Here is a 22447-nt window from a genome sequence, read left to right on the forward strand (position 1 = left end):
GGCCGGCGGGGCCGGTGCCGGGGCGGTGACGGCGCGCCGTCACCGCTGGTCGGGGCGGTCGGCGCGGGCTCGTTGGCCGGTTCGGGGTTGTAGTCGACCAGGAACTCGTGCCAGCTCGGATCGACTGACGAGGGGTCGTCGCGGAACTTGCGGTACATCTCCTCGACCAGCCATTCGTTCTGCCCGAACGGTGAACTTATGTTGCTCACGACCGAAGTTCGCCTCAATCCTTCTGTTCTGCAACCGCATTGCCGCGGCGCCTGCACCTTGTCGGCCACGGATGGCCGAACACCTCACACCCATGGCGGTACCCATTGTTCCGCCCTATAAAGGCTAACCTTTCGCCGCCGATCCGCCAGGCTGACCGGGGGCTAGCCGGCTTCGTGGACCGGGGGCACCAGATGCAGCGCGCGGGGCCAGCGTGCGGGCGGTGTTCCGAAGGCCCGGTTGGCGTTGCGGATCATCTTCTTGCCGGCGAGGTAGTTGCCGATGGCGCCCACCACGACCCCGACCCCGACCGGCAGCAGTTTGCCGAACAGCAGGGCCCCGCGCCGCACGGTGTACTTGCGGACCCACGACTTGAGCAGCCGTGAGTTCAGCTTGGACATCGACGACAGCGGCAGGGCGGCCACGCTCTCGGAGATCCAGCCGCCGTTGGTGCGGCCCGGGCCGACCAGCTGGGCGACGGCGCGCCTGCTGTTGTCCCCGGCGAGCACCGCCAGCACCAGCGCGCGGCGTCGCTCCCGGTGCTCGGCCGGAATGTCGTAGACCACCGCCACCGCCAGCACCAGGAACGCGGTGGCCTCCAGGAACGTCACCGTTTCCGCGGCGGCGGCGGACAGGGCGCTGATCGTGCCGATGCCGGGGATGGTCGCCGCGGCCCCCACGGCAACGCCGCTGGCCGTCACGACGGCCAGGTATCGCTTGTTCAGCTTGGCCAGGATGTCCGCCGGACCGGCATTGGGGTGCGCGTTGCGCAGCCGGGCCACATAGGCCTCGGCGGCCGGACCCTGCAACCGCGAGCTTCGCTCGATGACCTGCGCCAACGCGCGCGCGGACATTTTGGGCCGACCGTTGTCGGCGGTCGGCGCCTGCCCGTCGTCGGACATCGTGAAAACCCGGTTCGGCGACTTGTTCCGTCGAGCCCGCATATCGTCTCTCCTGCAAATGGCGTTCCTTCAGGCTAACGCGCCCGCGGCAAATCCTGACGCGTTATCCCCCCACCCAATCCTCGGCCGCTGGCCTATTGCCTCACCGGGAATAATGCAGGCTGGATGTCTGCGACGGTCCGTGCCGTTTCTCGGTCCCATGCTCTTTACCGCGCCGCGACTGCGGTGTATCACCTGCGTGGGCTGGCCCGGTCGATCAGACGGGGCCAAGACGGCGCGACAGCGCCGGCGGAAGCGGAACGAGGTGGGGTGGATGACCGCGGCTACGCCCCGCACGCCCGGGGGAGGGCGCGCGGGATCGGCGTCGCCGCGGGCCGCCAGTCGCTGGGGATTTTTCACCAGGAGCTCGCGGCAGTCGCAGAACCCCTGGAACCCGCTGTGGGCGATGATGATCGGCTTTTTCATGATCATGGTCGACTCGACCATCGTCGCCATCGCAAACCCGACCATCATGGGCAGCCTGCGCATCGGCTACGACACCGTGGTCTGGGTGACCAGCGCCTACCTGCTGGGCTACGCGGTGGTGTTGCTGGTGGCCGGCCGCCTGGGCGACCGGTTCGGCCCCAAGAATCTCTACCTGATCGGCCTGGTGGTGTTCACCGTCTCCTCGGTGTGGTGCGGGCTGGCCGGCAGCGCGGCAATGCTGATCGCGGCGCGCGTCGTGCAGGGTGTCGGCGCCGGGCTGCTCACCCCGCAGACCTTGTCGACCATCACCCGGATCTTCCCGGCACAGCGGCGCGGCGTCGCGGTGAGCCTGTGGGGTGCCACCGCCGGTGTCGCCAGCCTGGTCGGCCCGCTGGCCGGAGGTGTCCTGGTCGACGGGCTGGGATGGCAATGGATCTTCTTCGTCAACGTTCCCATCGGCGTCCTCGGGTTGGGGCTGGCGTATTGGCTGGTTCCGGTGCTGCCCACCCAGTCGCATCGCTTCGACCTGATCGGGGTCGCACTGTCCGGGGTGGGGATCTTCCTGATCGTGTTCGGGCTGCAGCAAGGACAGGCCGCGCACTGGCAGCCCTGGATCTGGGCGCTGATCGTCGGGGGCGTCGGATTCATGACGGCCTTCGCGTTCTGGCAGTCGCTCAACGCCCACGAGCCGCTGATTCCGTTAGTGATCTTCAGCGACCGCGATTTCAGCCTGTGCAACCTCGGCGTGGCCATCATCTCGTTCACCTCGACCGCGATGATGCTGCCGCTGACGTTCTACGCGCAGGCCGTGTGCGGGCTCTCGCCGACGCGCTCGGCCTTGTTGATCGCGCCGATGGCGATCGCCAACGGTGTCTTTGCGCCGGTCGTCGGCAAGATCGTCGACAAATATCATCCGCAGCCCGTGCTCGGTTTCGGGTTCTCGGTGTTGGCCATCGCGCTGACCTGGATCACGTTCGAGATGACACCGACGACGCCGATCTGGCGGCTGGTGTTGCCGTTCTTCGCGATGGGCGTCGGGATGGCCTTCGTGTGGTCACCGTTGACCGCCACCGCCACGCGTAACCTGCCGCCGCACCTGGCCGGCGCGGGCTCTGCGGTGTACAACTCCGTGCGCCAGCTCGGCGCGGTGCTGGGTAGCGCGGGCATGGCCGCGTTCATGACCTGGCGGATCACCGCCGAGATGCCGCCCCAGCCGTCCGACGGGGCCGTCGGCGAGGACGCGCTCACTCTGCAGTTGCCGGGGTTTCTGCGTGACCCCTTCGCCGCCGCGATGTCGCAATCGGTCCTGTTGCCGGCGTTCATCGCGTTGTTCGGGATCGTCGCCGCACTGTTCCTGGTGGGCTTTGCGCCCTGGTCGGGCGATGGCCGGGGCGGCGACGATCCGCTGCGACCCGACGATGACGTCGACGAAGACTATGACGATGACGAGTACGTCGAGGTCGTTCTGGTGCGCGAAGCCGATGTAGAAAGCGATGCCGAGCCGCCCCGGCAACCGGTCGAACGCCCGCGCCCGGCGTCCACCGGAGCCCCGCGTCGCGGCCCGGCCGAGCAGGCTCAACCGATCGGCTACGCCCACAACGGTTCTCATGTGGACAGCGGCAAACGTCTTCGCCAGGTGGTTGTACGGCGCGCGCCCAAACCCATCCCGCCGGGCGACCGGCTCACCCGGCCGCCACGCCGGCCCCACAAGGGCTCGGCGGGGCGCTATTTCCCCGACGGTGAGTCGCCGCGCGGTCACCATCACCACTCAAATCCCGACGACGATCCCACCGGCTCGGGCCGGCACTCCTCAGCCGGTTAGCCGCTCACCGCAGACCCGGCTGCGTGAGCGCCAGGAAGGCGCCCAGGTCGATCAGGCCCGCGGGTGTGGCGGGCAGGTATTCGGTCAGCGACGGTGAGCGCACGATCACGGCCGCATACTGAGCGCGGCTCACCGCGACATTGAGCCGATTCCTGTTGAGCAAAAAGGAGATTCCACGCGGAACCACATCCATCGACGACACGGTCATCGAGATGAAGACGACAGGCGCCTGGCCGCCCTGGAACTTGTCGACCGTCCCCACCCGCACCCCTTCGAGCCCCGCGGCGCCCAGCCGGCGACGCAGCAGCGCCACCTGGGCGTTGTAGGGCGCCAGCACCAGCACGTCGGTGGCGCTCAGGGCTCTGGTGCCGTGTTCGTCGGTCCACGCCGCGCCGAGCAGCCGGTCGATCTCGGCGACGATCGCGTCCGCCTCCTCGGGGCTTTCGGTCGAGTTTCCTTGGTGCTCAACCGAAAACAATTGCACGCCCGGGCGGTACCCGTCGAGGTGCCGGGCGGCCGTGCATTCGTGGGAGTGCAGTCTGTCGTCGTAGGATAGCGCCGACACGGCGGCGCAGACGGCCGGATGCATGCGGTACGAGAGGTCCAGGAAGTAGCCGCGTTCGTCGGGCAGGGTGCGCTGACCGTCGACCAGCCACTCCAGCGCGGAGCTGTCCACCGGCTCCGGATGCGTGCCCTGGCTCACTTGCGGCAACTGCGCAGGGTCGCCGAGCAACAGCAGGTTGGCGGCGGCGGGCGCCACGGCGATGGTGTTGGCCAGACAGAATTGGCCGGCTTCGTCGATGACCAGCAGGTCCAGGCTTCCCGGCGGTATTCGATTGGCGTTGGCGAAATCCCATGCGGTTCCGCCGATCACGCACCCCGGCGTGTCGGCGATGAACGCGGTGTAGGCGGCGGGGTCGATCTGCCGCCAGCGCGAGGCCTGATGGTCGTAGCGCTTTTTTGCGATCCGGTGCGGATCCAGGCCGGCGTCGATCAGGCAGTCCAGCACGTTTTCCACGGTGGCGTGCGATTGTGCGACGACACCGACGCGCCAGTCGCGTCGGGTGACCAGGTGGTGGATCACCCGCGCGGCGGTGTGGGTCTTGCCGGTGCCGGGCGGCCCGTGCACCGCCAGGTACGAGGAGTCGAGATCGAGTAGTGCCGCGGTGATGTCGGCGACGGTGTCGCCGCTTCGGGGCAGGGCAGTGCCGCCCCGTGTGCGTGGCGCGCGCCGCAGCAACAGGTCGACGACGGCGGTGGGCGGCAGCTGCGGCAATCCCGCGGCGACCGCGGCGGCGGTGGCCTCGATCGACTCGCGCAAAGCCGTCGTCGGAATGGGCGGGCCGGGAGTCAGCGCGAACGGCAGCTGGTCAAAGGTTTTGCCGTCGTTGCCAACTCGTTCAAGGACCACCACTTCGGCGGGGACCGCCCAATCGTCGGCCTCGACGACCGAGGCCCGCCCGGCCGCCCGCCGGTCCGGGCTGTCGGTCATGCCGGGCGGCGCCGGGGGGTGGTAGAGCGCGAAGACGTCGCTCTTCAAGTCACCGCGCGCCAGCTCGCCGCGCAGCCGCAGCCGCCGCTGCGGTTTGCGGGCGCGAGGCGGCGTGTGCCAGTCGACATCGACCGATGCGTCGTCGGCGACGAACACGTCGGTGTTATCCGCCCACTCCTCGAATGGAAAGTTCAGCCGGTCGAAATGCGCCCACCAGAAAGGTTTGTCCTCGCGCCGGTGGTAGCCGCGCGCCGCGCCCAGCAGCGCCACCGCCACCTGCTGCGGGGTGCGGTCGTCGATACCGGCCGCTCCGCTGAACGCCGAGAGCGTCACCGCCAGCCGATCGCGGTCGTCGACGGTGTTGCCGTCGGCCACCGGCTGGGCGCCGACCGGCACGACGCCGGATTCGTACGCGCGCAACATCAGCCAGTTACGCAGTTCCTGGGTCGACCGGCAGTCGTAGTGGTTGTAGTCCTCGATCTCCTTGAGCACGGATGCGGCCTCCTCGCCACGTCCGTCCTCCCGGAGTTCGCAGTACCGGGCGTAGGAGGTGATTGAACCGGTGGCCGTGGTCACGTCGCCCGCGCGCAATTGGGCGCCCATGTAGAGCGGCTCGAGCGCCTTGAGGCTGAAGGACTCCGCGCCTACGCGGATGCTCCTGCGCACCACCGGGTATAGGTCGACCAGCGCACCGCTGCGCAGCAGTTCGTCGACTTGGTCCTCGCCCACTCCGTAGCGCCCGGCGAGCCGCAACAAGGCGGTCTTCTCGTAGGGCGCGTAGTGGTAGATGTGCATGTTGGGACGGCGCTTGCGCCGCTTGGCCACCAGCGCCAGGAAGTCGATCAGCGCCTTGCGTTCGTCGGCCCGGTCGTGCGCCCACAGCGGGCGGAACTTGCCCGTCGGCCCGGCTTCCAGCACACCGAACAGATATTCCAACCCCCATTCGCGACCATCGGTGGTCCACAGCGGGTCGCCCTCGAAGTCGAAGAACAGGTCTCCCGGGTCGGGCTCGGGTAGCAGGGCCAGCGGCTGCGGGTCGATGACCTGGACCTGGGGAACGCCGGTTTCACGTTGGCGGACTTGCAGTTTCGCCTGGACGGCCAATTTGTCCAGCAGGCTAGCCGCCAGGCCGGGCACGGGGCCGCGATGGTCGGCCAGCTCCGCGACCGTGCTGATGCCCGCGTCAAAGAGCTTGTCGCGCTGGCTCACTCGCAGGCCGGCCACCAGGAGCACGTCGTCGGCCGCCCGCAACTGTTCGAGGCATAAGGGACAGTGGAAGCAGGCGGCCACGCCCTCGTCGTCCCAGCGCACCGCCGAGCCGCCGGCGTGGTGGTGGTCGAGGAGGCGCTGCAGCCGGGCGCGCTGGGTGCGGTAGACCGGGATCAGGTCGCAGACGCGGTGTCGCACCGCGGTCCCGTCGCCCAGCCGCAGTTCGGCCTCCGGCGCAATCGGGACGCCCGAGGCGGCCAACGCGTCGGCGTACGCGGCGACCTGCAACAGGGCGGTGACCTTGGCCGAGCGGGCCAGTTTGGTGTCCACGACCCGATACCGCTCGCCGTCGCGGACCAGAAAATCGGCGAAGCCGACGAAGCGGCCGTCGAATATGGCGGCTTGATAGATCGCCGGCGCGCGGTCGGCGACGGCCCGCCGGGTGGCCTCTGCGGCCGCGGTCAGGCCGGCGGGCGTATAGGCGGGGCGGCCGATGATCGCGACGGCCTGCCCGAACCGGTCGCGCAGCGAGGCCAGCTGGCGCCGCTCGTGTTCGCTGCCGAGGGTGGCCGTCCGCGTGAGCAGTTCGTCCTCGACGGTGACCGCGGGCCCGCGGCCCAGCTTCGCATCGAAATCGCGCAGCAGCGCGTATTCGCAGCGGGCCGCGGCGGCCAGATCCGATGCGCTGTAAACGATGCTGTCGCCGGAGACCAACACGCGAGCCACAGTAGGCCAGCGCCCCGACATGACGGTGGTGCCGGGCGGGCGCGCCCCGGATCAGTGCGTCGGCGTGTTGCCGATGAGTTCGACGGCGTTGCCGTTCCAGTGGAATTTCACGTCGGTGTTCAGGCCGTTGATCCCGCTGGGGTAGGTCAGCGCCACGGTGTCGCCCGTGGTTTGCGCCGGGTCGACGCCGTTGAATCCGTAAGTGTCGGGCACGCCCTGGGGAATGAATTGGCCGAGGTGAAACAGTACCGCACGGGTGGTCGGGCTGACCGCGTTGGTGTTGGCCTTGATGATGACCGCCGATAGCTGCGCGCACTGGTTGTAGTTGCCGGCCAGCGGTTCGGGATTCCAGGGCTGCTGGCTGCGCGGGTCGCGGGGCAGCTCGGACACCACCTTCGCGATGGTGGGGGAGGCCAGGTTGACCGCGCACGGGTCGGTCGGCGCGGGGTTGCCGGGCTGGGCGGCCGCCGACGGGATGGCCGGAGCCGTGATCGACGCGGTCTCCGACGTCGTCCGGGCCGGCGGCGTCTTGGCGACGGTGGAGTCTCCCGAACCGCAGCCGGACAACGTGAACGCGATCAGGGCGACGGCGGCCGAGCCGGTCAGTGGCTCGGTACGACAAGGCAGCGACCACACAGCTGTGCACCGTACCGCCATCGGGTGCGGGGCCGTGGCAGGCGTGCCGGGTGCGCGGATGATCACCCGACGGTGCCAACTGTGCTGACCCGCAGCGCTAAGCGTCCGCTGAGCTCGCGACCACCACGGGGCTCTCGGGTGGTGACCCGCAGCGCTCAGCGTCCGCTGAGCTCGCGACCACCACGGGGCTCTCGGGTGGTGACCCGCAGCGCTCAGCGTCGGCTGAGCTCGCGACCACCACGGGGCTCTCGGGTGGTGACCCGCAGCGCTCAGCGTCGGCTGAGCTCGCGACCACCACGGGGCTCTCGGGTGGTGACCCGCAGCGCTCAGCGTCCGCTGAGCTCGCGACCACCACTAGACTCCTTGGACGATGACCCTCCCGGACAGCTCGGCTCAAGCTGCCTCAACGACGTTTGCCGACCTGCAGATCAACCCCTCGGTCCTGCGGGCGATCGCCGACGTCGGCTACGAATCGCCCACCGGCATTCAGGCCGCGACCATCCCGGCGCTGATCGCGGGCTCCGACGTTGTCGGGCTGGCCCAGACCGGCACCGGCAAGACCGCCGCGTTCGCGATTCCCATCCTGTCCAAGATCGACGTCACCAGCACCGCCACCCAGGCGCTGGTGCTCGCCCCGACCCGCGAACTTGCCCTGCAGGTGGCCGAGGCGTTCAGCCGGTACGGGGCCCATTTGCCCAAGATCAACGTGCTGCCGATCTACGGCGGCTCGTCCTACGGCGTGCAGCTGGCCGGTCTGCGCCGCGGGGCCCACGTGGTGGTCGGCACACCGGGCCGGGTGATCGACCACCTCGAGCGCGGCACCCTGGATTTGTCCCACGTCGACTACCTGGTGCTCGACGAGGCCGACGAGATGCTCACCATGGGCTTCGCCGAAGAAGTCGATCGCATTCTGTCCGAAACCCCGGAATACAAGCAGGTGGCGCTGTTCTCGGCGACCATGCCGCCGGCCATCCGCAAGATCACCACCAAGTATCTGCACGATCCGCTCGAGGTCAGCACCAAAACGAAAACCGCTACCGCCGAGAACATTGCGCAGCGCTACATCCAGGTCGCCGGGCCCCGCAAGATGGACGCGCTGACGCGGGTGCTGGAAGTCGAGCCGTTCGAGGCGATGATCGTTTTCGTCCGAACCAAACAGGCCACCGAGGAAGTCGCCGAAAAGCTCAGGGCCCGAGGGTTTTCCGCGGCAGCTATCAACGGAGACATCCCGCAGGGCCAGCGCGAGCGGACCGTCGCCGCCCTGAAGGACGGCAGCATCGACATTTTGGTCGCCACCGACGTGGCCGCGCGCGGTCTGGACGTGGAGCGGATATCGCACGTACTCAACTACGACATCCCACATGACACCGAGTCTTACGTGCACCGGATCGGGCGCACCGGCCGGGCGGGTCGCTCGGGAACCGCGCTGCTGTTCGTCTCGCCGCGCGAGCGTCACCTGCTCAAGGCGATCGAAAAGGCCACCCGGCAAACGCTCATCCAGACCGAATTGCCCACCGTCGACGACGTCAACGCTCAGCGGGTGGCCAAGTTCGCCGATTCCATCACCACCGCGCTCGGTTCCCCCGGGATCGACCTATTCCGCAAGCTGGTTGAGGACTACGAACGCGAGCACGACACCCCGATGGCCGACATCGCCGCCGCGCTGGCGCTGCAGTCCCGCGACGGCGAGGAATTCCTGATGGCGCCCGAACCGCCCCCGGAGCGGCGCGAGCGGCGCACGGAACGTCGGGACCGACCCGAAAGGCCAAGCAACGACCAGCCTCTGGCCACCTATCGGATCGCGGTGGGCAAGCGGCACAAGATCGGCCCGGGCGCGATCGTCGGCGCCATCGCCAACGAGGGTGGGCTGCATCGCAGCGATTTCGGCCACATCGCGATCGGGCCGGATTTCTCCCTGGTGGAATTGCCGGCCAAGTTGCCCAAGTCGACCTTCAAACGCCTTGAGCACACCCGCATCTCGGGGGTACTGATCAACTTGCAACCCGAGCGGACATCCGCCAAGTCCCGCAGCCGAGACGGCGGAAAGCCGCGCAGGAAACACGGCGCATGACGCTGTCCGAAGAACAAGACGCCCAGGGCGGCCTCGAGCAGACCTCTCGCGTCGACCGGGTCGCCTCGCTGACCGGGATCCGCGCCGTCGCCGCGCTCCTCGTCGTCGGCACGCACGCGGCCTACACCACCGGCAAATACACGCACGGGTATTGGGGCCTGGTCGGTTCCCGGATGGAGATCGGTGTGCCGATCTTCTTCGTGCTCTCGGGCTATCTGTTGTTCCGCCCGTGGGTGAAGGCGGCGGCGAGAAGCGATCGACAGCCCTCGTTGAGTCGTTATGCGTGGCACCGGGTTCGACGCATCATGCCCCCGTACGTCATTACGGTGCTGTTCGCCTACGTCCTGTACCACTTCCGCGACGCCGGGCCCAACCCCGGCCACAGCTGGCTGGGGCTGGCGCGCAACCTGACGCTGACGCAGATCTATTGCAACGGCTATTTGGGCAAGTACCTGCACCAGGGGCTGACCCAGATGTGGAGCCTGGCGGTGGAGGCGTCGTTCTACGTCGTGCTGCCGCTGTTGGCATACCTGCTACTGGTGCTGATCTGCCGGCGGCAGTGGCAGCCGAAGTTGGTGCTGGGCGCCCTGGCGGGGATGGCGTTGATCAGCCCGGCCTGGTTGGTCCTGGTGCACACCGATCACTGGTTCCCGGACGGGGCACGGCTGTGGCTGCCCACCTATCTGGCGTGGTTCCTCGCCGGCATGATGCTGACCGTGCTGCAGGAGATGGGGGTGCGCGGCTACGGATTCGTGGCCCTACCACTGGCGGTCATCTGCTATTTCATCGTGTCCACGCCCATTGCCGGCGCGCCCACGACCTCCCCGGCAACGCTGAGCGAGGCGTTGTTCAAGACGTGCTTCTACGCCGTCATCGCCGCGCTCGCGGTCGCGCCGCTCGCCCTGGGCGGCGCTCCCAGTGTCCAAGGCTGGTATTCGCACATCCTGGCCAGCCGTCCGATGGTGTGGCTGGGGGAGATCTCCTACGAGATCTTCCTGATCCACTTGATCACTATGGAATTCGCGATGGACTACATCGTGGGCGCGCGGGTCTACACCGGTCCGATGCTGTACCTGTTCGTCGCGACGCTGGTGGTGACGATTCCGCTCGCGTGGTTGCTGCACCGGTTCACCCGGGTGCGGGACTGAGCCGTCTAGCCGCGCGCGGAAACCGGCGTCACGATCGGGACGACGAATTCCTCGATCATCGCCCGCTCCTCGTCTTCGTCGTGGCCGGGGTAGGTCAGCAAGGAGACGATCACCCGCACCATCCAGCGGCCGCGACGTTCGATGGCGGCGGGATCGTCGGGTCCCAGCGAGTGCAGGAACGCCACCGCCAGGGCCGCGATGACGTCGGACTGTCCGGCCAGTTCGCCACCCACCGGCGGGCGGGTGGTGGCGAACCAGGATGCCAGCGCCGGGCTTTCGCGAACCATCGCCAGTGTGACGAGGACGCTTGCGACCAGCCGTTCGCGCGGGTCCTCGATATCGCCGGTGCGCGCGACGATCTCCCGGCCCAGCCGGTGGGTTTCGCGGTGGATGTAGGCGGTTCGCAGGGCCTCGCGGTTCTCGAAGTACCGGTACAGCGTCGCGCGGGAACAGCCTGCCGCCCGGGCGATTTCGTTCATGCCGATCGAGTCGGAGTCGCGTTGGGTATAGAGCCGCTCGGCCGCGTCGAGGATCCGGTCGGCGGCCGCCTCGGTTCGGTGCGTACCCAGCCAGTCGCTGGCGGGCATCAGGCCTTCATCCGGATCGGCACCGACAGCGGGCGGCGCACGTAGCTGCCGCCGGCCCAGACGATGCCGGACTCGTCCACCTCGAAGCTCGGGCAGCGGGTCAGGAGTTCGGTGAGTGCCACGCGGGATTGCATCCGCGCGGCGGCGGCGCCCAGGCAATGGTGTGCGCCATGGCTGAACGTCAGGATGTTGCGGGGGCAGCGGGTCACGTCGAGTTCGGCTGCGTCCGAACCGTATTGGCGTTCGTCGCGGTTGGCCGAGCCGTAGAGCAGCAGCACCCTGCGCCCGGCCGGGATGGTCGTCTCACCGATGGTCACGTCGCGGGTGACCGTGCGGGCCAATCCCTGCACCGGCGAGGTCAACCGCAGCAGCTCCTCCACCGCATCCGGGATCAGGTGCGGTTCGTCGACCAGCCGCCGTCGCTGGTCGGGACGCTGGTGCAGCAAAGGCATTGATCCGCCGAGCATTCCGGTCGTGGTGTCATTGCCGCCGGTCACCATCGTGAATGTGAACGCCAGGATCGACAGGGTGCCCGCGACGTCGCCGTCGGCGCCGACCCCGGCGGCCACAAGGTGCGAAATGGTGTCGTCCTCGGGTTCGGTCCGCCGCCGTTCGATCAACCCGGTGAAGTAGGCCATCATCGACCCGACCGCGTCGCCGGCGGTTTCCAGGGCGCCGGCGACGCCGCCTTCGGCGGTGTTGGCCGCGACGATGGCCTGGGTCCAGCCGTCGAACTGGGCCCAATCCTCCTCGGGCACACCGAGATAATGGGCCACCACCATCGACGGCAGCGGCTTGAACAGCTCCGCGACGATGTCGCCGCCGCCGGCCGAACGCAACCCCTCGATGCGCTCGACGACGAACTCGGTGACTTTGGGCTCAACGGCCTCCACCTGCCGCGGCGTGAAGCCGCGCGATACCAGCTTACGAAACTCGGTGTGCACCGGTGGATCCTGCATCACGAACGGCGGATTGTCCTGCAGCCCGATCAGTTCCAAGTCATCATAGTTGACGGTCAGACCCTTGGCGGACGAAAAGGTCTCGTGGTCGCGGGCCGCGGCCCACACGTCGGCGTGCCGGGAGAGTACGTAGTAGTCATGCTCGGGGTGGTTGGCCGGCACGACGTGGTGCACGGGATCGTGGTCGCGCAGCGCGCGGTACATCGGCCACGGATTGGACCAGGTGTCGGCGGTGGCCAGCTGGAAAGCGACCGGTGCTTTGTGAGACATAACAGCAGCCATGTCTCATTGGTACGACAGTAGCGGCGATATGTCAACCGGTCGCTGGCGTCGAACGTGCGCTTAACTTCACACTCGCCGGCGAACGTGCACTTAACTTCCCGTTCGAGAAGGCCCGACCTAGAACGCGAGACCTAGATGCCCGACCTAGATTCCCGACCCAGGGTTGAGGATGCCGTGGGGGTCCAGCGCCTGCTTGATGCGCCGGTTGAGGTCCATCACGTCGGGTCCCAAATAACCTGCCAGCCAGGGCCGCTTCAACCGGCCGACGCCGTGCTCACCGGTGATCGTGCCGCCAAGGCCTACCGCCAGATCCATGATCTCGCCGAACGCCAGGTGCGCGCGTTCGGTCTTGTCGGCATCGGCGGGGTCGTAGACGAGCAGCGGGTGGGTGTTGCCGTCGCCGGCGTGGGCGATCACCGAGATCATCAGGTCGCGTTCCGCGGCGATGCGAGCGATCCCGGTTACCAGCCGGCCCAGGGCCGGAAGCGGCACGCCGACGTCTTCGAGCAGTAGTGACCCCTTGGCTTCGACGGCCGGGATGCAGAACCGCCGGGCCACGACGAACGCCTCGCCCTCGTCGGGATCGTCGGTCGAAAACACTTCCGTCGCAGCATGTTCGGCGAACACCTCGGCCATGATCTCGGCGTCCTCGCTGCCCGCGCGGCCGCGCTCGTCGGACCCGGCCACCAGCATGGCGGCCGCCCCGCGGTCGAGATCCATGCGCAGGGTGTCCTCGACGGCGTTGATCGCCACCGAATCCATGAACTCCAGCATCGAGGGACGAAGTCGCGCGGTGACGCCGAGCACCGCCTCGACCGCGTCCTCGACGGTGGCGAAGCTGGCCACCACGATGCTCGACGCGTTCTGCTTGGGTACCAGTCGCAGCGTCACCTCGGTGACGACGCCCAGCGTGCCCTCGCTGCCGACGAACAGCTTGGTCAGTGACAGCCCCGCGACGTCTTTCAACCGTGGGCCGCCCAGCCGCACAGCCGTCCCGTCGGCCAGCACCACCTGCATGCCCAGCACGTAGTCGGTGGTGACGCCGTATTTCACGCAGCACAGCCCGCCGGCGTTGGTGGCGATGTTGCCGCCGATGCTGCAGATCTCGAACGACGACGGATCGGGCGGATACCACAGGCCGTGCTCGGCGACGGCCTGCTTCACCTCGGCGTTGAACAGCCCCGGCTGGCATACGGCGGTTCGGGTCACCGGGTCGACCGTGATGTCGCGCATTTTCTCGGTGGACAGGACGATGCCGTTGTCCAGGGCGGTCGCCCCGCCGGACAGTCCGCTGCCCGCGCCGCGGGTCACGACGGGCACCCGGTGCGCGGTGGCCCAGCGCAGCACGGTCTGCACGTCTTCGGTGCGCCGCGGCCGCACCACCGCCAGCGGCTTGCCGGCCGACGGGTCGAAGGCGCGGTCCTGGCGGTAGCCCTCGGTGACCGTCGGGTCGGTGACCACCATCCCCTCGGGGAGATCGGCGATCAGGCCGGCCAGGGCGTCAGAGCTCACGACCCGATCCTAAGCGTCACGGGCCCGGGTCCTCGGCGAACTCCGGCGCGCGGTCCAGTTCGCGCAGCGACGGCAGCCGGCAGGCGATGAGGCCGATCAGCAGGATCGGCACCGCCAGCACACCGAACGTGAGCTTCAGACCGGCCGCGTCGGTCAGCGGACCGGCCACCAGCAAGCCCACCGGCCCGGCCGCATAGGTCAAGCCGGTCATCACCCCGACCACCCGGCCGCGCAGACGGTGTGGCGCCCGGGTCTGCATCACGTAGTTGTAGATCGGCTGGATCGGCCCGTAGACCAGGCCGATCACCGCGCACAGGACCAGGATTACCGGCAGCGGCGGCAGAAAGGCCACCCCGACCGTGGCCGCGCCGAACGTGAGGGTCGCCGCCAGCACGGCCGTGCGCCGCCGCAGGCGGTGCGACAGCGCGGCATAGCCGATCGCCCCCGCCACGCCACCGAACCCGATCGCCATCAACGCCCAGCCCAGCTGCGCGGGTTGGTGCTGGTCGGAAAAGTATTTGGGGAACAGCACGCTTTCCATCGGCAAGTACAGTGCGGTGACCAGCAGGTCGATCAAGCCGAGGGTTCGCAGCACCCGCACGCTCCAGACGAAGCGCAGGCCTTCGGCGATGCCGGACAGCCACCCGTCGGGACGGGTCTCGCGATCGGGCTTGCCGGCGCCCTCGAGCCGCAGCGACCCGATGGTCAGGATGGACAGCCCGAACAACCCCGCGGTCACCCACATCGTGTTGATGCCGCCGACCGTGGCGATCATCAGGCCGCCGACGCCCGGGCCCACGATGAAGCCCAAATTCAGAATCGCCTCGTAGATGCTGTTGGTGCGGGCCAGCGACCAGCCCGCGCGGGCGGCGGCCTCGGGCAGCATCGATTCGCGCGCGGTCGTCCCGGCCGGGTCGAACGCCGCCGCGAAGAAGGCCAGGGCGGCCAGCACCGCCAGGTTGAGCGCGTCCGCGCCGAGCCACCACGCGATCAGCGGCACGGCGGTCACCGCGGTCCCGGAGAGCGAATCCGAGATGAGCGACACCCGGCGGCGCCCGACGTAGTCGACCGCGCCGCCGGCGACCAGGGTGGACAACACCAGCGGCAGCGTCATGGCCAGGGCGACGGCCGACGCGTCGCGCGCGCTGTCGTGATGCTGCAACGCCAGCCAGGGAAACGCAACGATCGAGATGCCGCTCCCCGCGGTCGCCATCAATGTGGCGAACAGGATCAGGAACGCTGGGCCGCCGCTTTTCATTGGAAGATCGCCGCCGAATGTATGCCAACGCCCCATTTGGCGGCCACCGATTTTTCCTCTCATGCAGGATGTTCATGTGCTCGCCCACCCACGTACCGGCCAGGTGTTCGGCTCACCGGTCGGTTCCGGCACCGGATGGCCGGGGGATCCGGCCACACCGCAGACCCCGGTGGCGGCCGACGCCGCCGCGGTCGCCGAGCTCGCCGAGCACGCCGGCTCGATTCCCGAAATCGACGCCCTGGTCAGCGTCTGCCGAGCCTGCCCGCGGTTGGTCGACTGGCGCGAGGACGTCGCCGTCGTCAAGCGTCGAGCCTTTGCCGACCAGCCGTATTGGGGCCGGCCGGTGCCCAGCTGGGGGTCGGCGCGGCCGCGGTTGATGATCGTCGGATTGGCGCCCGCCGCCCACGGCGCCAACCGGACGGGACGGATGTTCACCGGCGACCGCTCGGGCGACCAGTTGTACGCGGCGCTCTACCGGGCCGGGCTGGTGAACCAACCGACCAGCGTCGACGCCGCGGATGGCTTGCGGACCAAGTACGTTCGCATCGTCGCACCGGTGCACTGCGCGCCTCCCGCCAACGCCCCGACGCCGCAGGAGCGCGACACCTGCTGGCCCTGGCTGCGGGCCGAATGGCGGCTGGTCTCCGAGGATGTTCGGGTGGTCGTCGCCCTGGGCGGGTTTGGCTGGCAGATCGCGCTGCGGCTGCCGGGCACCACGGCCGGGCGTAAGCCCCGCTTCGGCCACGGTGTCGTCGCTGACCTGGCGCCCGGTGTGCGGCTGCTCGGCTGCTACCACCCGAGCCAGCAAAACATGTTCACCGGTAAGTTGACACCGGCAATGCTCGACGACGTCTTCTGCGACGCTAAGGAACTGGCAGGAATCAAGTGACCGACGTTCTGGTATCCGGCGCCAGCGTGGCGGGAACGGCGACCGCGTTCTGGCTTGGCCGCCATGGCTTTTCCGTGACCGTGGTAGAGCGCCATCGGGGGCCGCGGCCCGGCGGCCAGGCGATCGACGTGCGGGGGCCGGCGCTCACGGTGCTCGAACGGATGGGGCTGTTGGGCGCCGCCCAGAAGCGCAAGACGCAAATCCGGGGCTCCTCCGTCGTCGACCGGGACGGCAACGAATTGTCACGCGACACCGAATCGACGCCAACCGGCGGGCCTATCGACGGCCCCGACATCGAGCTGTTGCGCGACGACCTGGTCGAATTGCTTTACGGCGCAAGCCAATGGACGGCCGAGTACCTCTTCGACGACACCATCACCGCTCTGGAGGATGACGACGCGTCGGTCCGGGTGACCTTCGAGCGCGCCGCGCCGCGCAGTTTCGACCTCGTCATCGGCGCCGACGGATTGCACTCCACTGTGCGGCGTTTGGTGTTCGGGCCGGAGGACGACTTCATCGAGAGGCTGGGCACATACGCCGCGATTTTTACCGTGCCCAATTTTCTAAACCTGGACTACTGGCAGATGTGGCACTACGGCGACTCCACCATGGCCGGGGTGTACAGCGCGCGCAACAACGCCGAGGCGCGGGCCATGCTGGGCTTCATGGACAGCGATCTGCGGATCGACTACCGCGACACCGAGGCTCAATTCGCCGAGCTGGAGCGGCGGATGGCCGGCGACGGCTGGGTCCGCCCGCGACTGCTGGAGTACATGCGCAGCGCGCCGGACTTCTACTTCGACGAGATGTCACAGATCAAGATGGATCGCTGGGCGCGGGGCCGCGTGGCGCTGGTCGGTGACGCCGGATACTGCTGCTCACCCCTGTCGGGCCAGGGCACCAGCGTAGCGCTGCTGGGTGCCTACATCCTGGCCGGCGAGCTCAAGGCGGCCGCGGCGGGCGAGACGCTCGACCACGTGGCCGGTTTCGCCAACTACCACCGCGAGTTCAGCGACTACGTCAACCGCAACCAATGGCTGGTCGTGGACAACATTCCGGGCGGTGCGCCGATACCCCAGGAGGTGTTCGACCGCATCGTCGCCTCGATCACCCTCAAGGAGTACTGAGCCGCGCGGGAACGTTTGCCGGCCCGCGCGCGTTGACGCCATCGTGCGTCTTTCCGTCCTCGATCTCATCCCGGTGCGCACCGATCAGAGCACCGGCGATGCGCTGGCGGCCACCCTGCAGCTGGCACAGGCCGCGGATCGGCTGGGCTTCACCCGCTACTGGGTCGCCGAGCACCACAACATGCCGTCGGTGGGTGCCACCAGCCCACCGGTGGTGCTCGCCTACCTGGCCGCACAGACCTCGCAGGTTCGACTCGGCTCGGGTGGCGTGATGCTGCCCAATCATGCGGCGCTGGCGGTGGCCGAGCAGTTCGCGCTGCTGGAAGCCGCCGCCCCGGGCCGCATCGACCTCGGCATCGGCCGCGCACCCGGCTCCGATCCGGTGACCTCGTATGCGCTGCGCGGCGGCCGGGACGATCGTGACATCGAGAACTTCCCCGAGTATCTCGACGACGTGGCGGCGCTGATGAGCGCTCGCGGCGTACGCGTTCCGCTGCGCTCGGGTGATTACACCCTCAAGGCCACCCCGGCCGCGGTGGGCGAACCGCGGCTGTGGCTGCTGGGTTCGTCGATGTATTCGGCGCATCTGGCCGCCGCCAAGGGGTTGCCGTACGTGTTCGCACATCACTTCTCCGGCAACGGAACCGAAGAGGCGCTCGAGGTCTACCGTTCGCGATTCACGCCCAGCGAGCTGACCGCCGAGCCGCTGACATTCTTGACGGTGAACGCCGCGGTGGCCGAAACCCGCGAGGAGGCAACGGCTTTGATGTTGCCCAACCTGCAGATGATGGCCCGGTTGCGGACCGGGCAGCCGCTCGGGCCGGTGCCGCTGGTCGAGGAGGCGGCCCTCGCCCGGTTGACCGGCCAGCAGCAGCGGATCGTGGAAAGCGGACTGCAGCGCGCCGTCCTGGGGGCGCCGGCCGAGGCCGCCGAGCAGATCCGGGCACTGGCCGACCGGTTCGGCGTGGACGAAGTCATGGTCAACCCGGTGGCGTCGGCCCGCCGCGGCACCGATCCCGGCACCGGGCCGGCGCGGGTCGCGACGCTGGAACTGCTGGCCAAAGAGCTGTTCTGAAGCCCCGGGCGGTCCCGCTCACCCGTTGGACTGGCTCGGGTGGGGGTGGGGTGCATGCTTGGCGATCCATTCCCGTAGGTCATCCGGCGGCAACGGCGGGGTGTGTACGAAGCCCTGGGTGATGGTGCAGCCATACCGGCGCAGGGCGTTAAGAGTGGCCTCGTTCTCAACCCCCTCGGCGACCAGATCGGCGCCCAGGTTGGACGCCAGCGCCACCGTCGAGCGCACGATGGCGACCGAGCGTGCGTCGTGAGCCAAGCGCGCCACGAAAATCCGGTCCAGCTTCAGCTCGTCGACCGAAACCTCCTGCAGCCGAGCCAAAGACGACCAGCCGGTGCCGTAATCGTCGAGCGAGATCCGGATTCCCAGGCTCTGCAGCGCGGCTACGGTGTTGCGGGAACGCACGGAGTCCACCAGTGCGCTCTCGGTGATCTCGAGAATCAGCGCCTCGGCGGGCAGGTCGTAGTTGGCGAGCAGTCGCTCGACGGCGCCTACGAGTTCGATGTCCAGCAGGTTGGTCGTCGACAGGTTCACCGCGACGGTGAGCGGCATGCCCTGCTCGCGCCAGGAGCGGACCTGGGCGAGAGCCATGCTCAGCGTGCGGTTGGAGATCTTGCGCATCAGCCCGGCGCGTTCGGCGACGGACAGAAACTCCTCGGGCAGCAGTGTCCCGCGCGTGGGGTGTTGCCAGCGCAGCACCGCCTCGACGCTGTGGACGCTGTGGTCGCGACCGTCGATTTTGGGTTGGTAGTGCAGTTTTAGCTCGTCGGTATCGAACAACGCCGTGCGCAGTTCCTCGATGAGGCTGGGGTCGTTGTCGCGATACGCCTCGAACGAGGCGTCGTAAACCGCGATCTTGCTGCGAGCGGATTTGGCGTGGGCCGTGGTGATTTCGGCGCGGTTCAGCAGCTCCCGGGGGGAGTCGCAGTGGTCGGGGCACAGCGCGATGGCGATGCGGGCGTCCACTTGCACGGTGATCGGGTCCAAAGCGATTGGCTCACTGAGGGCTTCGAGCAGCCGACCCGCCGAAGCGCTGGCCGCGGTGAGGTTGGCCCCATCCGACAGCAGCACGGCGAACTGGTCTTCGCCCACCCGGGCGAGCAGATCGTCACGACGGACGCAGCCGGCTAACCGGTTTGCGATGTGGCACAGTAGCTCGTCGCCGAACTGTCTGCCGATAGAGTCGGTGATCTCGTGAAAATCGCTCAGGCTCAACAACAGCAGGGCCTGGCGCGCGTGGGCTCGGGTCGGCAGCGACGGACTGTCCGGTGGCGGCGAAACGGGCAACCCGGTCAGGGCCGTCGCCAGCGCGCGCCGGTTGGGCAGCGCCGTCAGCTCGTCGGTCATGGCGACTTTGTCGTTGCTCTCCAGCAGGGTGACGTCCCGGAAAGTCAGCGCAAACCGCCCAGCTGCCATGACCAGGCTCAACGCGGCCAGCGTCGCGGCGAGCCGCGAAATGTGGGCCAGCACAATCACGCCCAACGCGACGATGGCGGACGCCACCGGAGTGGCGTAGGGCGCGATTCGGCCTGGGGATGGCGGCTTGATCGACGACGATCTGGTCCAACTCGCCGTCGCGATGAGCAACGACGACGCGGCCCAGCAAGCATCCAGCAGGGAGCCGGTCCGATACAAGCCGGCCGACGTCTCGAACAGGTAAGCCGCGTCCGCGAACGCAAACAGGACCAGTCCGACCACCAGCAGCGCCCACCGAATCTCGCTGCGCCAGCCGAGGATCGGCAACATGCCGGCCGCCAATGCCAGCAGCAGCAAATCGCTCCACGGGTAGGCGATGCCCACCCACACCGTAGCCGGGGCGCGTACCGCGGCCGCCCGGATCGGTCCCGCCGTCAGCGCCGCGGCAACGGCCGCCAACGTGAGGGCGCAGATGAGCGAGTCGAGCTGAACCGGGATCGGCAGCCGTCTGAGCCGTGCCCGCATGAGCAGCACCAGCCCCGCGTAAACGAAGGGGTAGTACGCGAGATACTCCGGGTCGGCCACCGACGGCGATCTTCCGTTGGGCACCCACACGGCATAGACAACGTCACCCACGGCCGAGGACGCCATTCCGGCGGCGATCAGAGCCCAGGCCAACCGATCGGCCGAAACACGGTATGCGCGAAGGGTGATCAGCCCGGCCGCGACTACGGTCAGCGCCGTGTACAGGGCCGCGGCGGAGAAAATGCCGTGCCCGGCATCGGGGCGGACAAGACTGGACACGGTGAAAGCGACCAGTCCGATCGCCAACACCGCCAGAGCGGCCCGGACGTCGCGAGGGGGCCAGGGAACAGCGTCGGGCGCATCCTCGGACGGCGGCGTGGCGGTCGCGACCCCGGAGGCCGGTGGCGAGTCCTGCGATGTCTCGCCGTCACTGTCAACAGCGCGGGATGCAACCGAGGGCCTGTTCGAAACCGGCGCCGCCGGAAACGCATACGGCAGCGGCAGGTCGGGCATGAAACTGCGAATGCATTGGCCACCCTCGCGTTTGGCCGCGTACATGGCCAGGTCGGCGTGCCGCAGCAGCTGATCCGTCGAGCAAGCCGACGCGCCGGTGCACACCGTGAATCCGATGCTCGGCCGCACCGTGATCGGAATGCCTTCGATCATGATGGCGCCGGTGAACGCGTCGAGGATCCGATGCGCGGCCGCCTGCGATTCCTCGACAGAAGTCTCGATGACCGCAGCGAATTCGTCGCCACCGAGTCGGGCGATGGTGCCCTGTTCGCCCAGCGCCGCGGTGAGCCGGCCGGCCACCCGAACAAGGAGTTCGTCACCGGCCGGATGGCCCAGGGCGTCGTTGACCGCCTTGAAGTTGTCGAGGTCCAAACACAACACCGCTATGGGCGTGCCGTTGGGATGCCGGCGCGCGACGGCCTGCTCCAGCCTGTGTACAAACAAGGCGCGGTTGGCCAGCCCAGTCAGATTGTCGCGAAAGGCCTCCCGGGTGACCTCCGACAGCAGATTCTGGTTCTCGACCAAGACGACGAACTGCCGGGCCAATACGGCGGCCACCAGTACGCCCAACCCCGCGAGCGTCGGATCGTGCACCGAGTTGTCCGCCGCATGCGCCCAGCCGACCAGGGCCGCCAGGATCAGCGGCAGGTACGGCAGCCACAGCCGGGCGGGGAATTCGATTTCCTCCGGCGATGCCGGCGTCGGACTTTCGCGCGCAGCGGCCAATCCAGCCAGCGTGAACATCCCGAGTCCCGATATCCGGATCAGGTCACCAGCACCGCCGGTGTGATAGCTGCCGACGCCGGTGTAGAAGACCATCAACATGTCGGCAATGGCGATCGTCGCGACGCCGCTGGCGACCAGGGTCCGGCTGGGACGCTCGCCGGGGCGCGCCCGCGCCAGCATCAAAACCGCCGTCGTCAGCAGCACGATGTCGCTGAAAATTTCCGCCAGCGTCGCCAGCCGCGTGCCGGTGTGCTCCCGCAGCTGTGTTTCGACGACGAACACCCACGAGATGACGAACAGTGAAGTCGCCACGATGAGGCCGTCGAGCAGCAGCCGCCGGGGGCTGTTGCGCGACACCTTGGACAGCAGCACCAATGACGCCATGGCGCCGAATGGGTACAACAGCAACACGATCTCGGAGGCCGCCGGGTTTGCGGCGTGGTCGAATTCCGGTCGCACGTCGTAGACCGCCCAGATGCCCTCGCCCATCGCCCAGCCGAGTAGGGCCGTCACCAGCGCCAGCCAGCCGTAGCGCTGCCGTCGGGCCTTAAGGCGCGCCGCGCGAACGGCGCATAACGCTGCGAAAATCAGACATGCCACCACGACGCCCTCGTTGATCGGCCGCGTTCCGTAAGGGCCGTGCCATCCGCGGATAGAGGAGAGCAGGATCAACAGCTCAGCGACGCCGTATGCGCCGGCGAGCATCCACCCGACGCGCGGGGGCACCCCCGACCGCCGCCACGGGTTTATCGCCCAGCGTTCCATCACCGCTCCAGCCGATCCCCTGCTGTGTGGCGAAGCAATGCACAACTTCGCCACGAGTCAATGGGCATTAAACCGCTGGCAATGTTGATGAAGTGTCGCTTTTGCCAGGTTGGGGCCGCGCCCGACGGTCGCCGA

The 22447-nt window shown here is 68.4% G+C and carries 15 protein-coding genes; 6 read left to right on the forward strand and 9 right to left on the reverse strand.

Annotation, left to right across the window (positions count from 1 at the left end; translation table 11 throughout):
* A partial coding sequence (locus BST14_RS19285; RefSeq protein ID WP_142279492.1) for a 2-oxoglutarate dehydrogenase E1 subunit family protein occupies nucleotides 1-209 on the reverse strand: 209 nt, incomplete at its 3' end.
* 162 nt (nucleotides 210-371) lie between these two features.
* Nucleotides 372-1151: a hypothetical protein gene (locus BST14_RS19290; protein ID WP_083065987.1), complete on the reverse strand. Its 780-nt coding sequence runs from the start codon at nucleotides 1149-1151 to the stop codon at nucleotides 372-374.
* 271 nt (nucleotides 1152-1422) lie between these two features.
* On the opposite strand from BST14_RS19290, the gene BST14_RS19295 reads away from it, so the two are divergent.
* A complete protein-coding gene (locus BST14_RS19295; protein WP_083065988.1) occupies nucleotides 1423-3396 on the forward strand; it encodes an MFS transporter in 1974 nt (657 codons plus the stop codon).
* A 4-nt stretch (nucleotides 3397-3400) separates the two neighbouring features.
* On the opposite strand, the gene BST14_RS19300 is transcribed toward BST14_RS19295, so the two are convergent.
* Complete coding sequence (locus BST14_RS19300; RefSeq protein ID WP_083065989.1) at nucleotides 3401-6814, reverse strand: TM0106 family RecB-like putative nuclease; 3414 nt, start codon at nucleotides 6812-6814, stop codon at nucleotides 3401-3403.
* Nucleotides 6815-6874: 60 nt separating this feature from the next.
* The gene (locus BST14_RS19305; protein ID WP_083066010.1) at nucleotides 6875-7480 is read right to left on the reverse strand and encodes an LppP/LprE family lipoprotein; all 606 of its coding nucleotides are present in this window, start codon (nucleotides 7478-7480) and stop codon (nucleotides 6875-6877) included.
* A 349-nt stretch (nucleotides 7481-7829) separates the two neighbouring features.
* Between BST14_RS19305 and BST14_RS19310 the strand changes: the two genes are divergently transcribed.
* Nucleotides 7830-9530: a DEAD/DEAH box helicase gene (locus tag BST14_RS19310; RefSeq protein WP_083065990.1), complete on the forward strand. Its 1701-nt coding sequence runs from the start codon at nucleotides 7830-7832 to the stop codon at nucleotides 9528-9530.
* On the forward strand, nucleotides 9527-10678 hold the full coding sequence (locus BST14_RS19315) for an acyltransferase family protein (protein ID WP_083065991.1): 1152 nt from the start codon (nucleotides 9527-9529) through the stop codon (nucleotides 10676-10678). The genes BST14_RS19310 and BST14_RS19315 overlap by 4 nt, the downstream gene beginning before the upstream one ends.
* A gap of 5 nt (nucleotides 10679-10683) precedes the next feature.
* On the opposite strand, the gene BST14_RS19320 is transcribed toward BST14_RS19315, so the two are convergent.
* From BST14_RS19320 to tap, 4 genes are all read right to left on the reverse strand, one after another.
* Nucleotides 10684-11265: a TetR/AcrR family transcriptional regulator gene (locus tag BST14_RS19320; RefSeq protein ID WP_083065992.1), complete on the reverse strand. Its 582-nt coding sequence runs from the start codon at nucleotides 11263-11265 to the stop codon at nucleotides 10684-10686.
* Nucleotides 11265-12506 (reverse strand): cytochrome P450, encoded by a 1242-nt coding sequence (locus tag BST14_RS19325; protein ID WP_169926110.1) that lies wholly within the window; start codon nucleotides 12504-12506, stop codon nucleotides 11265-11267. The genes BST14_RS19320 and BST14_RS19325 overlap by 1 nt, the downstream gene beginning before the upstream one ends.
* A gap of 144 nt (nucleotides 12507-12650) precedes the next feature.
* Nucleotides 12651-14018: an FAD-binding oxidoreductase gene (locus BST14_RS19330; RefSeq protein ID WP_083065994.1), complete on the reverse strand. Its 1368-nt coding sequence runs from the start codon at nucleotides 14016-14018 to the stop codon at nucleotides 12651-12653.
* 16 nt (nucleotides 14019-14034) lie between these two features.
* Nucleotides 14035-15276, reverse strand: coding sequence for a multidrug efflux MFS transporter Tap (tap, locus tag BST14_RS19335; protein WP_083065995.1), 1242 nt, complete (start codon nucleotides 15274-15276; stop codon nucleotides 14035-14037).
* A gap of 61 nt (nucleotides 15277-15337) precedes the next feature.
* On the opposite strand from tap, the gene BST14_RS19340 reads away from it, so the two are divergent.
* The 3 genes from BST14_RS19340 to BST14_RS19350 are packed head-to-tail and all read left to right on the forward strand — an operon-like array spanning nucleotide 15338 to nucleotide 18367.
* Complete coding sequence (locus tag BST14_RS19340; RefSeq protein WP_083065996.1) at nucleotides 15338-16165, forward strand: uracil-DNA glycosylase; 828 nt, start codon at nucleotides 15338-15340, stop codon at nucleotides 16163-16165.
* The gene (locus tag BST14_RS19345) at nucleotides 16162-17292 is read left to right on the forward strand and encodes an FAD-binding protein (RefSeq protein ID WP_083065997.1); all 1131 of its coding nucleotides are present in this window, start codon (nucleotides 16162-16164) and stop codon (nucleotides 17290-17292) included. The genes BST14_RS19340 and BST14_RS19345 overlap by 4 nt, the downstream gene beginning before the upstream one ends.
* 43 nt (nucleotides 17293-17335) lie before the next feature.
* The gene (locus tag BST14_RS19350) at nucleotides 17336-18367 is read left to right on the forward strand and encodes an LLM class flavin-dependent oxidoreductase (RefSeq protein ID WP_083065998.1); all 1032 of its coding nucleotides are present in this window, start codon (nucleotides 17336-17338) and stop codon (nucleotides 18365-18367) included.
* A gap of 18 nt (nucleotides 18368-18385) precedes the next feature.
* Here the strand turns inward: BST14_RS19350 and BST14_RS19355 are convergent, their stop codons facing one another.
* A complete protein-coding gene (locus BST14_RS19355) occupies nucleotides 18386-22252 on the reverse strand; it encodes a bifunctional diguanylate cyclase/phosphodiesterase (RefSeq protein WP_245845544.1) in 3867 nt (1288 codons plus the stop codon).
* Nucleotides 22253-22447 lie beyond the last annotated feature (195 nt).

The organism is Mycobacterium arosiense ATCC BAA-1401 = DSM 45069 (assembly GCF_002086125.1).
Lineage (GTDB): Bacteria > Actinomycetota > Actinomycetes > Mycobacteriales > Mycobacteriaceae > Mycobacterium > Mycobacterium arosiense.

What these genes read in the sequence shown, in the direction of transcription:
- BST14_RS19355 (WP_245845544.1), bottom strand. Translation starts at nt 22,252, where the DNA reads ATGCTCGCCGGCGCATACGGCGTCGCTGAGCTGTTGATCCTGCTCTCC.
- BST14_RS19310 (WP_083065990.1), top strand. Translation starts at nt 7,830, where the DNA reads ATGACCCTCCCGGACAGCTCGGCTCAAGCTGCCTCAACGACGTTTGCC.
- BST14_RS19305 (WP_083066010.1), bottom strand. Translation starts at nt 7,480, where the DNA reads ATGGCGGTACGGTGCACAGCTGTGTGGTCGCTGCCTTGTCGTACCGAG.
- BST14_RS19320 (WP_083065992.1), bottom strand. Translation starts at nt 11,265, where the DNA reads ATGCCCGCCAGCGACTGGCTGGGTACGCACCGAACCGAGGCGGCCGCC.
- BST14_RS19325 (WP_169926110.1), bottom strand. Translation starts at nt 12,506, where the DNA reads ATGGCTGCTGTTATGTCTCACAAAGCACCGGTCGCTTTCCAGCTGGCC.
- BST14_RS19290 (WP_083065987.1), bottom strand. Translation starts at nt 1,151, where the DNA reads ATGCGGGCTCGACGGAACAAGTCGCCGAACCGGGTTTTCACGATGTCC.
- tap (WP_083065995.1), bottom strand. Translation starts at nt 15,276, where the DNA reads ATGAAAAGCGGCGGCCCAGCGTTCCTGATCCTGTTCGCCACATTGATG.
- BST14_RS19315 (WP_083065991.1), top strand. Translation starts at nt 9,527, where the DNA reads ATGACGCTGTCCGAAGAACAAGACGCCCAGGGCGGCCTCGAGCAGACC.
- BST14_RS19340 (WP_083065996.1), top strand. Translation starts at nt 15,338, where the DNA reads ATGCAGGATGTTCATGTGCTCGCCCACCCACGTACCGGCCAGGTGTTC.
- BST14_RS19295 (WP_083065988.1), top strand. Translation starts at nt 1,423, where the DNA reads ATGACCGCGGCTACGCCCCGCACGCCCGGGGGAGGGCGCGCGGGATCG.